Annotated in this window: 12 protein-coding genes and 1 pseudogene; 1 reads left to right on the top strand and 12 read right to left on the bottom strand. The window is 60.1% G+C overall.

Going from position 1 to position 13,492, the window contains the following annotated elements; translation table 11 throughout:
• Positions 1 to 139 precede the first annotated feature (139 nt).
• The 7 genes and pseudogenes from E4Q23_RS06260 to xrtB all read right to left on the bottom strand — a co-directional run bounded on the left by E4Q23_RS06260 (position 140) and on the right by xrtB (position 8,863).
• Positions 140 to 2,428, bottom strand: coding sequence for a hypothetical protein (locus tag E4Q23_RS06260; RefSeq protein ID WP_169065828.1), 2,289 nt, complete (start codon positions 2,426 to 2,428; stop codon positions 140 to 142).
• A gap of 56 nt (positions 2,429 to 2,484) precedes the next feature.
• Positions 2,485 to 3,792, bottom strand: coding sequence for a glycosyltransferase family 4 protein (locus E4Q23_RS06255; RefSeq protein WP_169065827.1), 1,308 nt, complete (start codon positions 3,790 to 3,792; stop codon positions 2,485 to 2,487).
• A complete protein-coding gene (locus E4Q23_RS06250) occupies positions 3,789 to 5,168 on the bottom strand; it encodes a hypothetical protein (RefSeq protein ID WP_169065826.1) in 1,380 nt (459 codons plus the stop codon). Before E4Q23_RS06250 ends, E4Q23_RS06255 begins: the two co-directional genes overlap by 4 nt.
• Before the next feature lie 14 nt (positions 5,169 to 5,182).
• Positions 5,183 to 6,163 (bottom strand): GDP-L-fucose synthase family protein, encoded by a 981-nt coding sequence (locus E4Q23_RS06245; RefSeq protein WP_169065825.1) that lies wholly within the window; start codon positions 6,161 to 6,163, stop codon positions 5,183 to 5,185.
• Positions 6,164 to 6,175: 12 nt separating this feature from the next.
• Positions 6,176 to 7,261: a GDP-mannose 4,6-dehydratase gene (gene gmd / locus E4Q23_RS06240; RefSeq protein WP_169065824.1), complete on the bottom strand. Its 1,086-nt coding sequence runs from the start codon at positions 7,259 to 7,261 to the stop codon at positions 6,176 to 6,178.
• A 20-nt stretch (positions 7,262 to 7,281) separates the two neighbouring features.
• Positions 7,282 to 7,968, bottom strand: coding sequence for an exosortase-associated protein EpsI, B-type (gene epsI, locus E4Q23_RS06235; RefSeq protein ID WP_291996887.1), 687 nt, complete (start codon positions 7,966 to 7,968; stop codon positions 7,282 to 7,284).
• Positions 7,965 to 8,863 (bottom strand): annotated as a pseudogene (gene xrtB, locus E4Q23_RS06230) (exosortase B). Before xrtB ends, epsI begins: the two are co-directional and overlap by 4 nt.
• A gap of 4 nt (positions 8,864 to 8,867) precedes the next feature.
• Between xrtB and E4Q23_RS06225 the strand changes: the two are divergent.
• Positions 8,868 to 9,263 carry a VanZ family protein gene (locus E4Q23_RS06225; protein WP_169065823.1) on the top strand — a complete coding sequence of 132 codons (396 nt, stop codon included), beginning with the start codon at positions 8,868 to 8,870 and terminating at the stop codon, positions 9,261 to 9,263.
• A gap of 116 nt (positions 9,264 to 9,379) precedes the next feature.
• Here the strand turns inward: E4Q23_RS06225 and epsG are convergent, their stop codons facing one another.
• From epsG to E4Q23_RS06205, 5 genes are read right to left on the bottom strand one after another with little or no spacing between them, the layout of a single operon-like run.
• Positions 9,380 to 10,243, bottom strand: a complete 864-nt coding sequence (epsG, locus tag E4Q23_RS06220; RefSeq protein WP_423753314.1) for a chain length determinant protein tyrosine kinase EpsG — start codon at positions 10,241 to 10,243, stop codon at positions 9,380 to 9,382.
• 15 nt (positions 10,244 to 10,258) lie between these two features.
• Positions 10,259 to 10,693 (bottom strand): GNVR domain-containing protein, encoded by a 435-nt coding sequence (locus tag E4Q23_RS23615; protein ID WP_336511613.1) that lies wholly within the window; start codon positions 10,691 to 10,693, stop codon positions 10,259 to 10,261.
• Positions 10,686 to 11,690: a chain length determinant protein EpsF gene (gene epsF / locus E4Q23_RS06215; RefSeq protein ID WP_248595268.1), complete on the bottom strand. Its 1,005-nt coding sequence runs from the start codon at positions 11,688 to 11,690 to the stop codon at positions 10,686 to 10,688. The genes E4Q23_RS23615 and epsF overlap by 8 nt, the downstream gene beginning before the upstream one ends.
• Before the next feature lie 25 nt (positions 11,691 to 11,715).
• Positions 11,716 to 12,522, bottom strand: coding sequence for a polysaccharide export protein EpsE (gene epsE / locus E4Q23_RS06210; protein ID WP_169065821.1), 807 nt, complete (start codon positions 12,520 to 12,522; stop codon positions 11,716 to 11,718).
• Positions 12,523 to 12,524: 2 nt separating this feature from the next.
• Positions 12,525 to 13,481 carry an EpsD family peptidyl-prolyl cis-trans isomerase gene (locus E4Q23_RS06205; protein ID WP_272873638.1) on the bottom strand — a complete coding sequence of 319 codons (957 nt, stop codon included), beginning with the start codon at positions 13,479 to 13,481 and terminating at the stop codon, positions 12,525 to 12,527.
• Positions 13,482 to 13,492: the final 11 nt, after the last annotated feature.

Below are 13,492 nucleotides of genomic sequence, written 5' to 3'. Positions count from 1 at the left end.
TGTTGTTGATTTGTGCTATTTTCATTTTGATGGCAAGTGCCTTGGATGGCTCTAGCGGCGATGGTGAGTCGCGTTATGCCAGCCGACGATGCCCGCGGAAAACCCGGTTTCGTGGAAGATATATGTCATTAATAGGTATTCAGAAGTTGTTGAAGCATCTTGCAGCGGATAGCTTGGTGCTGTTCTGTCGTTGAATAGCCTTCACTGGCCCCGACAGCCAAAATACGAAGCAGATAGACGGTAATCCAGTTTTTGGCGTGGTTGGCTGTGATAGGAAAATTCTTGGCGTAATCATGTGCGGCCGGTAGGGAAAAAAACGGCGAAGAGCTCCGTTAGAACTTCTTTCGGCGATCGCCGGCGAACCAATACTGCAGTCTGATAAGAAAAAATGTAGAGCGTCAAGCCATGGCCAACCGTCCTTCCGTGCATGTTCCCAGTCCAGTATGAACAGTTCGTCGCCCTTGTCGTCCGTGCGTATATTCCAGGGAACAAAATCCCCGTGCTCAATACAGGTCAGAACCTCGTGGTTTGGGTTGCGTCGCAAGACGACAAAAGCCCTCGCTAACAGATCGGATAGATTAGGCTCGCGAGATAGATCAATAATGTCGTTCTCCACGCGGTCGACAAGCGAAGTCCAGGCAACCGTATCTTTCCCGAGCATTCGAATCAAAAAGGCAAAGTGTCGCTTCGTGAGCACGGGTTCGAGTGTCTGTTCGGGACCAGCGGATTCGACGAGGAAATAGGTATGCGGACGGTTGAATTCGCCCTGTTTTATCACGCGCGGCAAAGAGGATTCCAGTTTGGCTGCTTCTGTCAGCATCTGCGCCTCGTGCCGTAATGCTCTTGCCGCGGCCGGGGAATCAGCAATGCGTGCGTAGGCCAGACTATTGCCATCAGCATCCATTATTTTGAGCGTCAGTTTCGCACGTGGCCCGGGCATGCCCTTGAGTCCGCCGACGTACGCAGGGGTTGCTCCCGGTACGGCGTTCATTATAGGCGCAAGTTTTTGGCAAAGATGTGTGAGGGTTCCCACGGATTCCACCCAACCGAACCATATTCGCAGCGGCAAGGTGGCCGCCAGAGTTTGGCGATAGAGGTGTCCTGTCCAGCGGGAGGGGTAGTACATACGCAAAGTGGACTTCAAAACCCGGTTATTCGCAAGAGGCAGCACCAGATGGACACTCCCATCGCGCCGCCGATGTACAACATAAGCGGGTTTGCCGGCCCTGTCGGCTCGAGCGGCCGACGCGGTGAATCTGTCGCGCCAGGACCATGCAAGATAGACCAGCGCCGTCACCTCTCCGGAAACCAGTGCAAGCATGATGCCGCGTTCGCCGAACACGCGCACAGTCAGCAATGCCAGTGCGACAGAAAGCACTGCCCAGCAGGCGCTGGCATGTGCCAGGAGCCGGGTTTCACCCATGGCGCGGTGATAATAAGCCGCCATACGATAGCCGTAGCCAAAGAAATAGTAAAGCGCTTGAAAGACCACCAGAATTGCGAACGGACGATATTCCTCACCGTACAGTAATGTCATCAGCCACTCGTCTATGGGCAGCAAGAGCAGGGCGAATACGCCGAGGGCGACGCCGCCTGTGAGCCCCAGTCGTCCCAGATAGGTGATCAGCGAATGTCGTCCCCGATCCCGGAGATGCAGTGCTGCGCGCACCGGTACGATGTTGTCCATCCACTGGAAGGCAACGTTGACCGGGCCCAGCAGATTCTGGGCAGCTCGGATCGCGCCTGCGGCTTGCTGACCAATCATGCCTGCTCCGAGAAGTATGACGCCTTGCGAAGCCAACCATTGCAACTGCCATGTTAGGAGGAAATCCCTGCTCGCTGACCAGTGCTGCTTAATCACGATGACCGCCTCGGCATAACTCGGACGTAAGCCATGGCTTGCGGCGGTCACCAGGGCTGAACCCGAAAAAGCAAGGGCAAGCGCCAGCAGAGCGGCGTTGGGCGTCAGGTTATTCGAGTAGATCAACCAGGCCAAGATGGCTAACTGGCCACCATAGGCGAGCAAATCACTGAAAAAGACGGCGCGATTCGCTACCTTCACGTACAGTGCGCGCCGCAGCCAGTCCTGTAACTGGTATCCGGCCATGGCAAAGGCCAACGGCCAGATCATCGGCCCTAGGCTAAGGTGCTCGGACCACCACCCCATCAACCATGCGATGAACTGCACCCCGCCGAGCGTCACACACAACACCAGCAAGGTATATCCAAAAAAGCCGCGTAGTTGCTTGCGCTGAATCTCCTTGTCGGATTCCGCAGGGACTGCCGTCATCATGGGTGCGACGACCAGCGACGCCTGGAACGTGTTGGCGTAGAGGAGATAGGCTTGCGCCACAACGTACGCACCAAACGCTTCAAGTCCCATCACGCGGGCGAGCAACACTCCGGTGATGAAATTGCTGCCACTCACCAGAGCTTGGTCGCCCAGAGACCATAGGTGGGAGTGCGAGGGGGGAAAGAGTTTTGTCATGCTGCCACTACAGGTTCTCTGTCTTTGAGCGGATTTCTTGCAACTATCACAGCTTGTTCGGTTTCGATCGGGGCGTAGATGGCGGCCGCCAATGCATCGGGGCCATATTCAAGTGCGCGCTTTCGCGCACCTGTCGACTTTTGTGCCAGCGCCTTGCGATCGAGGCATAAGCCGGTCAGGCGATGGGCCACGGCATCGATCAGGCTGCATTTCGAATGGCCGTCTGGATCCAGGGCTACGCCGCCGGTTTCGTCGACCAAGACCCCTGGCCCGCCCAGTTTCAGGCAAACAACGGGTAGGCCGTTCTGCATCGCTTCCAGTACAACCATGCCGCCGGAGTCATGCAGACTGGGAAACAGCAGGACGTCATGATTGCGGTACAGGGCAGGGAGCTCGGATTGACCGACCCACGGTATCCAGTCGATGCTGTCTGTCATGCCGAGTTGATTCGCCAATTGGCGCCAGCGTGCTTCGTCGGGACCGCAGCCGATCATCGAAAGTCTTGCGTCGGGAAGGCTCTTGAGAAGGCGGGAGAAACTGGCCAGCCCGAGATGCATGCCCTTCCAATAGAGGAAACGCCCCAGATAAAGAATACGTGGCGACGGTACTCCGTGTGATTCATGCGGGCGGACTGCTTCCGGGCCATCAAGAGCGATCGCCAGCTTGATCTGGGTCTTGGGCCAATACCGACGCGGCACGAGATTTTTCGTTTGTCCCGACGTGACATAGATCCGCTCTGCCTGTGCGAACGTCCGCCACATCAAGGGATCGACTTTCACCAGCGCATTGGCTGCGTCTCGTGCGGCGTCCAGCAACCAGCCTCGCCAGCCGTAACCAGAGCGCAGGCGCCACGGTGCGCGCTCACCGCCCGCGACAGGGCCAAAGATGAAGGGGATACCCAGCCCGCCCATGAAGCTCGGCTGCCGAACGCTGACAAAAGTGGCGTGCTGAACGCGGTCAAACTTGTTCTCGGCATGCTGTTTCTTCGCGACCTGATACGCACCCCACTGCCAAAGCAGATAGTAAAGGTGAACGCCCCGCCCGCCCTTCTTCCACCAACTCGCCCATTTGGGCAAGTCGTAATAGGTAAAATGCAGCCGCGCTTTGAGGGCGGGCTCAAGGCGCCGATATTCGGGCTCGATGGTCTCCTGGTTGTTGCGACGGGTCAGCACCCAGATTTCATGCCCGCGCCGCGCCAATGCCAGCGCCCAGTTCCAGCCAACGCCGGGTTCGGAGCCTTTGCCGGGCTCGCAGGCGTAGGCGGAAAGCAGGATACGCAAGGATTTGCGGGGAGAGTCGCTCATCGTGCGGCTCCGATGCGGGCCGAGGTACGCGTAGCGAGGTACTCGAGCGGTGCGGCAACTGCCGCGGCGAGAGTCTCTTTTAATCCACGGCCGGTATCGATCGAGATGGCGTGCAGTTGAAAGGCAAGATGGGCGTAATCTTTGGAAAGAACTTGAGCGGCCTCCAGGGTGATTTCGCCTTTTCTTGCCACCAGCAGCTCGGGAGGGGCGTGCAGAATCAGCCAGATATCCGGCTTTGGCACCAGGTCGACGAGCAGACGCTGGAGAAAACTGCCGCGTGGCAAGCGGTATCTGGCCGGGTCAACCAGCATGTCGTGGTAGTAGCGATCGAACACGATCAGGTTCGAGCGCACCTTGGCCGGATACACCCAGCGCAGCCATCCCATCCAGTAGTCGATCATGAACAGGCCGACTTTCGCGGCACTGGCGAGGTGGCCACGCGGTTTTTCGCCATGTGGATCCGTGACGACAGTACTGCCGAGGGCTGCGCCGAAATGCGGGCGCAGATGGAAGCGGCGTACCCGCCGAAAGACCGGCGCTAGCTCACGTTCGAGATGCTCGATGACGGTGGTTTTACCGCTGCCATCCGGGCCCAGAACGGCGATGACGAGGCCGGTTGGGCGCAGGATGCGGCGCGCGCGGCGCAGTATCTCGCTGGCTCGGCTGAGCAGCCGCCCGACGAAGGCTTCGCGGGGCATGCTGTCGCTCAAGGCGAGCTGCAATTGCTGGCGGTGTTGCTCAAACCACGCCACGTTGCCCTTGCTAATTGCGGACTCCAGCTCGTCTGACAGGGGTAACGGCGCAAGCCGCGCCAGCACGGCGCGACAGCCTACCGGGTCTTCCGCCAACAGGGTGGCAAAGGTGTCGATGTGATGCGCTTCGACCACACCCTTGTCGCACCGCTTGACGAAGTAATACTCGAATTCGACCGCCGCCGCAGGAATCCAGAAGCCGGCCGCCGCCTTCCGGCGGCTGGCGAGGACCGCTTGGCCGCGCAACCAGAGCCGCCCCTTGCTCCGATAGCTGGCGGTGGAGTCGGGATGCAGGTAGGCAATACGATGGCCAGTATGGCTCGCGAGCGCGTAGCAGCACGCCGAGGGGCCGTGCTGGACTGCCTGTACCAGCCGCGCGCCAGGCACGCTGCTGGCGTCATTGAAAAGCGCCGGCAGGCGCAGGAAATCGGCTTCGGAGACCATGAAATCAATGTCCGAATCGATTCTGTCCGGATAGCCGCTGTAGCCAGATAAAATCACATAAGGCATGGCATGCGCATCGAGCGCGGCGCAGAAGTCGAGAAACATCTGTTTGCGCACCGCTTCCACAGCAACCGTAGACGCATCGTCTGGGGAGGGCTGTGCCGACGCCGCGACGTTCATTTGGTCTGCTTGATTCACGGCAAACCCGCTTGAAAATCGTGACAGGCCTTGGCCAGACCCGCTTGCAGGCTCGTTTTCGCTTGCCATCCCAGAGAACGCAACCTGGAAACATCCATCAGCTTGCGCGGCGTGCCATCCGGCTTGCTATCATCAAACTCGGTATTCCCTTCGTAGCCGACCACGCTCTTGACCGTTTCGGCCAGTTCCTTGATGGTCAGGTCGTCACCGACGCCGATATTTACGACCGGTGGCATGAAGATTCCCGTCGCTGCTTCCTCACTGCCGAGCAGCGTGTTGAAGGTGTCATCGGGGAGGGTCATGAGGTAAATGCAGGCATCGGCCATGTCTTCGCTGTACATGAATTCGCGGCGTGGTGTGCCGGTGCCCCAGACGCTTACCGTGGGTGCCTTGGCTTGCTTGGCTTCATGAAACTTGCGAATTAGTGCTGGGATGACATGGGAGTCATCTGGGTGGTAGTTGTCGCCGGGGCCGTAGAGATTGGTGGGCATCGCGGCGACAAAGCGGGTGCCATATTGCCGGTTGTAGCTCCAGCACATTTCGATGCCGGCGATCTTGGCCAGCGCATAGGGCCGGTTGGTGGCTTCGAGCGGGCCGGTGAGCAGTGATTCTTCCTTGAGCGGCTGCGGGGCGAGCTTGGGGTAGATGCAGCTGGAACCGAGAAACAGCAGGCGCTTGACCCTGTTGCGGTAGGCAGCGTTGATGACGTTGCTCTGGATGGCCAGGTTGGACGCAATGAAGTCGGCCGGGTAGGCATTGTTGGCGTGGATGCCGCCCACTTTTGCAGCGGCGAGGAAAACGTAATCGGGCTTTTCCTTGGCGAACAGGGCTTCAGTCGCTTCCTGCCGGGTGAGGTCGAGCTCGGCATGGGTGCGGGTGATGAGCTGGTTGTAGCCATGCGCCTGGAGGTTGCGCACGATGGCGGAACCAACCAGGCCGCGGTGGCCGGCGATGTAGATTTTTGCGTTCTTGTCCATACCCGGCCTGCTTTACTCGTGGTGATCGAAGGCGGCGTAGCCGTGTTTCTTGACCAGTTCGTCACGTTCGGCACTCTTCAGGTCTTCACGAACCATTTCGGCAACCAGTTCGGCGAAGGTGGTTTTCGGTGTCCAGCCAAGCTTTTCCCGGGCCTTGGTCGGGTCGCCAAGCAGGGTTTCGACTTCGGTGGGGCGGAAGTAACGCGGATCGACCCTGACGATGATGTTGCCGTTCTGGTCGGTCCCTGTTTCTTCAACGCCTCGCCCTTGCCAGGTGATCTCGATGCCGAGTTCGCGCGCGGCGGTATCGACGAACTGGCGCACGCTGTATTGGACGCCGGTGGCAATGACGAAGTCGTCGGGCTGGTCCTGCTGCAGCATCAGCCATTGCATTTCGACGTAGTCCTTGGCATGGCCCCAGTCGCGGAGGGAGTCCATGTTGCCAAGGTAGAGGCAGTCCTGCAGCTTGAGCTTGATTCGTGCCAGCGCACGGGTGATTTTGCGGGTGACAAAGGTTTCGCCGCGCAGCGGTGATTCGTGATTGAACAGAATGCCGTTACAGGCATAGAGGCCGTAGGCTTCCCGGTAATTGACCGTGATCCAGTAGGCGTACATTTTGGCGACGGCGTAAGGGCTGCGCGGGTAGAAGGGGGTGGTTTCCTTCTGCGGGGTTTCCTGGACGAGGCCATAGAGTTCGGAAGTGCTGGCCTGGTAGAAGCGGGCCTTCTTTTCGAGACCGAGAATGCGGATGGCTTCGAGGATGCGCAGGGTGCCGATACCGTCGGCGTTGGCCGTGTATTCGGGGGTTTCGAAGCTGACGGCCACGTGGCTCATCGCGGCGAGGTTGTAGATTTCGTCGGGCTGGACGTGCTGGATGATGCGAATCAGGTTGGTCGAGTCGGTAAGGTCACCGTGATGCAGGATGAAGTTGCGGTTGTTGACATGTGGGTCCTGGTACAGGTGGTCGATGCGGTCGGTGTTGAAGAGCGAGGCGCGGCGCTTGATGCCGTGCACGATGTAGCCCTTGTTGAGCAGGAATTCGGCGAGGTAGGCGCCGTCCTGGCCGGTGACGCCGGTAATCAGTGCTGTTTTTGTCATGACTTTGCCTGTTCAGGGAGTTACGGAATCAAACGACCGGCGACGCGAATGCGATCTTGCGCATTGATGGCGGCAAGCATGTCGCGAACGAAGTGGTCTTGCAGTTGGTAGGCCTTGCTAACGTCCTGATCGATCGACGACACGCGCACCAGCATGCCGTCGGGTACTTTTCCGGTGAGTCCGTAGCGCAGCTGGATCAACTTGCGGCCCAGACCGGGCAGCGTCACCTCGTCACCGATGGTGATCCAGTAGGTGATCGGTTCATTCCGGCTGCCTTGAACCGCTTCAAGGCGTCGCACCGGCAGGACGCCGCTCTCGGTCGTGATCTGGCTTTCGCGGTTATTGCTCAACTGAAAGCCCTGCGCCGCATAACAGAACTCCGGCCGATGTACCTGTGTCTTGTCGCCACTCTGGTCGCCGCCGTAGGCGATGGAGAGCATGATGCGTTGCCCGTCGTCGTTGACGTAGGTGCGGGAAAGCGTTTGGTCATAGAGGGCGTCGAGCTTTTCCTTGACGTCGGGGCTGACCAGGGCCGGCACGATGCCGGGAGCGACTCGCCAGTCGGCAAACTGCTCAGGAAATATTCGCGCGATATCCATACGCGCACCCTGGTCGGCAATCTTTTCAGTTGGCCGCAAGGCCATCGCCAGGCCAGATGCTGCGAGCATGAGTGCAAGCAGGAGGACGTTTCTCAGCCAGAGCTTCACTGTCTTGCCCCCCGCGCAGCGCGACGATGCCGCCACCTGACGGCATATTGCAGCAGCGAATCGACGGCAATGATCAGCAGCAGCGCACTCAGGAACAGGACCATGCCGGCAAAGGCATGCAGGAAGCCTTGCCCCGCTTCGTCCCCGAAGTGTAGGTAATCAGCGTCAGCACCATCACGCGGATGACGTTGGCGGTGAAGGAGATCGGCACGATCAGGATGGCCAGCGTGACGTTGCGCAGCAGTGAGTCGCTGCGGATGATGTTGAGGTAAAGCAGACCCAGCGCTTCCAGGGTGAACAGGGTGTGCAGACCGGCGCAGGCATCGGCCACCAGCAGCTTGTACTGGCCGATCTGCAGGACTACGCCGCTGCGGGCGATGGGGTAGCCCGCCGAGAAGAGAATGTGTTCGGCGACGAAGGAGACGGCCGTCTTCATCGGCATGGTCAGCGCATCGACAAGCGCACCGGGTAACGGGATCATGAACAGCATGAAGAACAGTGCAAACCACTGCGCCTTCAGTGCCGCCGTTCCGCGTGTGAGCAACAGAATGGCGACCAGCAGCCAGATGATGGAACCGACTTCGAAGAGGAGGATGTCCTGCGAGCGCCCGATGATGTAGAGCAGCAGCCCGACGATGAAGATCGGCCAGCCCCAGGTACTGGTCTGCTGGCCGTGACTGGCCAGCCACATGTTTGGCCAATTTCGCCAGGCCAGCCAGCAGGCGACGGACAGAACGATCGGGCCGTGCTTTTGCTCGTCGGTTGCCCAAATGGTTCGAAACAGGTCAAGAAAGCTTGGCAGGTAAAGGACCATCAGTCCTGCGATAATCGGCAGCCATGCCAACCACTGCGCAAGCGCCTGCCGCGACGCGCGCGGAATTGCTGGAGCGACCATTCCCATGCCGTGTCTACTCCCCGCCCGATTGCAGCAGCTGCGTATTGCTTCGCTGGTGCTGTTGCTGGTTCTGGTGCCGGGTGTGTTTGTGCTTGGCGCGCAGCCAATTGCTGTCGGCCTTGTTCCAGTGCCGTGGGACAAGCTGGCACACCTTGCGTTGTGCATGCTGCTGGCGATTCTGATCGCGCTGTCTGCCGGACTGCTGCGTCTGCATGGCGTTGCCCTGCTGCTGCTGGCCTTTGTCCTCACGACCTTGGTGGGCATGCTGGACGAAGCGCATCAAGCCTTCCTGCCCGGTCGTTCCGCCGGATGGGACGATTTTCTTGCTGACGCGTTCGGTGCGCTGCTTGGCGTTTTCGCCCTCGCCCGGCTGGGTCTTGCCGGGCGTGCCGGCAGTTGAGCGGCGGGAAGTCAGCTGGCTGTCGTCGATTGCCTGCTCGCTGCCGGAATGCGCGTTGTGTGTTGCCGACACGAAGGCGGCTGGGTCGACAGGGAATGCGCAGACCGGCATCAGTTCTACCCCTGGTTGAGCACGGAACCAACGACAGTGGCGCCGCAATCGTGCACGGAATGGACAAGCGCTTGCAGGCGTGGCGCGAAGCTGACGTTTCGGCGTGCGACAACGAGGCTCCCACGGGCGCGAACGGCGATTGTCTGATGGTCGGCAGTCTCGGCCGCGGCCGGCGTATCGACGATGATCACGTCGTATCGACCCGGCAGGGTCTCCATCAGATTTGCAAAAGCTTCTCGGCTGAGCAGTTCCTGTGGATTGGGGGGCACGGCACCGGCGGGTAGAACGCACAGGCCATTGAGGCGAGGGATGCAGCCGATGGCTTCGGTAAGCACTGCCCGGCCGGCGAGAATGCTGGACAGGCCCAGCTTGTTGGGCAGCCTGAAGAGCTGGTGCTGGCGGGGTTTGCGCAGATCGGCATCGATCAGCAGGGTGCGCTGACCCAACTGGGAAAAGACCACGGCCAGGTTCGCGGCGATGAAGCTGCGGCCTTCGCCGGAATCCGGGCTGAGCACGGCCAGAGCCTTGCCGCTACCCGTATCGGCATCGAACCAGCGCAGCAGCAGCTGGCTGCGCAGGGCGCGCAGTTGTTCGACAAAGGGACTGAAGGGCTTGAATGCGGCGACGACTTCCTCGCTGACGCACTCGTCGCCCGCCATGAGGTACGGGTAGTCGTACTGCTGCGACAGGGCCTGTTGAACGTCCTCGTCGCTGAGCAGCCCGAGCTGGACGGCGGCGTCGCCGAAACGCATTCCCTGAGCACTCTGCAGCCTGAGGATGCTTTCGGCGTCCGCGGGTGCCAGGCGACCGCTGTCGATCAGCATGGCGCCAATGGACGGACCTGGGCCGAGATGGAGTTTTTCAGTCATTACGTTCATTACGGGTCAGGCCTCCGAAATCTTTAGCTGTGTTCCTGGATTGTTGCGATCGACGCGGGAGGTGGGCGAGAAACGCCTGCCTTTGCCCCGACCCGGTGTGAGCGCCGAGCCAAGCGCGGCGAGTACCGGCAAGTCCAGCATCTGCGCGAGATCATCGGCCGAGCGCACGCGTCGTTGCGCGAGTTCGAGCAACAGCGCCGCACCGATCCCGAGCAGTGTGCCGAGGAAGACCGAGACGAGCAGGTTGAGAAGGAGCTTCGGCTTCGAGGGCTCAAGTGGCTGCGAGGCTGGCGTGAGAATCGCGATGTTGGTCTGCAGCGATTGCGACTCGAACTTGCTCTGTGTCATGCGCTGCCCGATTGCGTCGAAGCCCCGTTGTGCAGTTTCCACTTCACGCGCCAGCACATCGATCTCGTCACGCTGGATCTTGAGATCAAGCACTTTTTTTCCGTTGCGCTTCGATCGCAGCCTGGATCTCGATTTCCTTGGCCTCGCTGACCAGTCCGGCCGTGCCAATGGCTCTGGTCACCTTGGCCGTCTCGCTGCGCATGCGTGTCCTGAGTTCGTTAATTTCCGCCAGCATGCGCTGGTACTGCGGGTGGTTTTCGCCGAGGTTGCCCGAGAGTTCCTTGAGTCTGGATTCCAGGCGTGCGAGATCGGCTTTGAGCTGGTTGATCAGCGGGTTCTGCATGACTTCCTGCAAGGTGTCCGAGCGGTCGATCTTCTGCTTGCTGGTGGAATCAGCACCCTGCGACTCGGCCTGGGTGAGCAGCGCTGACAGCTCGTTGTATTTCTGCATCTCGTAGTCAAGGCTCTTGTCAGCGGCGATGATGCCGGTCTTCTGCTGGAAATCCGACAGTGCCTTTTGCGCCACCTCGAGGCGTTCGCGCTGGGCCTTGACCTGCTGATCAAACCAGTCGGCGTACTGGCGAGCCGGCTCGACGCGCAACTCGATGTTGGTAGCGATGTAGGCCTGGGCGAAGGCATTGGCGATCGCTGCTGCGAAGACCGGGTCGTGTCCTGTGAAGCCGATATGGATGACGTTGCTTTCGCGCGCGGGCTGGACGTCAAGCTTCTTTTGCAGCAACTGCGCCAGCCAGGCAGTGAGCTGGCCCTTGCCGTCGGTCGCTTCCTGCCATTGTTCCTTGATCTGCGGGTTTTCGTCCATGCGCAACAACTTGACGACGAGCTGCGCCGTGCGGTCGCTGTTGATGATGTCGATCTGGGTGGCCATGTAGCCGGGTGCCATCATGCCAGGCAACACCATGCCGACGATCGGGTCGGGCGATTTGACGTCGACGACTACCGAGGTTGCTGCCGTATATTGCTTCGGCAGCAGCAGACTGACCGTCAGCGTGGTCAGAACGGTCAACCCGAGCACGGCCAGCGCCACCGTTCGGCGTGCCCAGAGGATCAGGAGAAACTGGTTGAGAGTCATGGGGATCTTTCGGTTGGCGCGGCGATCAGAAGAAGCTTTCCTCGACGTGAAGTACGTCGTCGGGCTGGATAACATCGAACTTCTCGGGGGCAATCACGGCCAGGTTGCCATCTGCTGTGCGGCGATGAATGCGCAGGCTCCGCTCGGTGCCGCGCATCGTGAGGCCGCCGCCCCGGACCAGCGCCTGCAGCACGGTCATCCCCCTTTCGATCCGGTAGGGGCCGGGGCGCTGGACTTCACCATAGACATAGAAGACGGGCGCCCGGTGCACGTAGATGACGTCACCACCCGCGACGACGATGTCCTCATCGCTGTTTCCCGACACGAACAAGGCAGGCACGTCGACCTCTTTGCGGAAAGGCTTCCCGTCCCGGATGCCGGTGACGATGACGACGTCCGAACCATCGGGAATCGCTCCACCAGCCGTCGCCAGCATGTCGGTCAGCCGGGTGTTGCCGGTTTCGATCGGGTAGCGGCCAGGGCGATTGACCAGCCCGAGCACGGATACCTGGTTTCCCCTGACCTGCGTCAGCAGAATATTGACCTGCGGTTTCTGGACGAAACCTCCTTCGCGAAGCTTGTCGGCGATGGCTTTTTCGGCATCGCGGAGGGTGAGATCTCCCAACTGTACGGCGCCGATCAAGGGATAGGTGATGATCCCGCTGTCAGCGACACGTGATTCCACGGTCAGGTCGGGGTTCTGGAAGACGCTTATCCTGATCGCATCGCCAGCCCCGAGGCGGTAATCTGCCGATTTGTCCTCAGCCTGCGCAAGGGACGCGAAGCTCAGTGGGAGCAGGATGAAGAGAAGGAGTGTCTTGAAATAGCTCATGGTTAGCGCTCGCTTTGCTTACTTGAGTCCGGCAACGCCTTTGTTGATCGCTGCGTCGCCGGGGGGTCGTCGCGATTTTTTTCGGCGGGTGCTGCGGGCGCACTGCCCGAGAAGTCACCGAGATACTCGATCTTGGCCTTGCCACGCAGTTGCTTGACCGCGTCGCTCACGCGCTCGGCCTTTTGCTTGTTGGTCAGGTAGCTTTCAATGAGCGGTAATGCTTTCGCCTCGTCGAGTGGCTCGGGCTTGGTGCCCAGAACGGTGACGATGGCGGCGCGGCCGGCGTCTTCATAGACCTGCGGCTGCCCTTCCTTGGCCCGGGCAATCCTGGGTAGCAGATCGAGCGAAATCTGTTCGGCGGATTTGATCGCGGGACCGCCACTCACGGCAACGCCGCTGGCCTTGAGGCTGTCGGCGATCGCTGCCACCGGCTGGCCTTTGGCGAGCTGGTCCTTGACCTTGGCGAGAGTTTCCGGGGTGCTCATAAAGGCAAGCTCCTCCAGACGATAAACCTTGCGATTGGCGAAATTGTCGGGATGGTCGGCGTAGTACGTTCTCAGCTCCGTGGCTGTCGGTTTGGCAACACCGCTGCCCGCCTGCTCCAGGTAGGCTCGCGCCAGCACTTCGCGACGCGTGGCTTCGAGCAACTGCATGACATTCGGCGTTCGATCCAGCTTCGCCTCCAGCGCCTGCTGTACAGCCAGTTCCTGGTCAATCAGCCCTTCCAGAACCTGTCGTCTGGCGGCGTCGGCTTGCTCCGCCTGGATGGACGGCCCTCGCTGAAGAACGAAATTGATCTGATGTACGGAGATCTCGCCATCATTGACCTTCGCCGCCGCTTGTGTCGCGACTTTCTTTTCCGAGGCAGATTCGCCGCAGGCACTGACTGCGAGTGCTGAAACGAGTGCGGCGATAATTGTCGTCGAGGTTTTCATGTGTTTCCTTCCTGAGCTGAGCATGGCAGTTTGCA

Origin of the sequence: Candidatus Accumulibacter phosphatis (assembly GCF_012939955.1) — a bacterium.
GTDB lineage: Bacteria > Pseudomonadota > Gammaproteobacteria > Burkholderiales > Rhodocyclaceae > Accumulibacter > Accumulibacter delftensis.
This window is presented reverse-complemented; position numbering and strand designations above follow the sequence as displayed.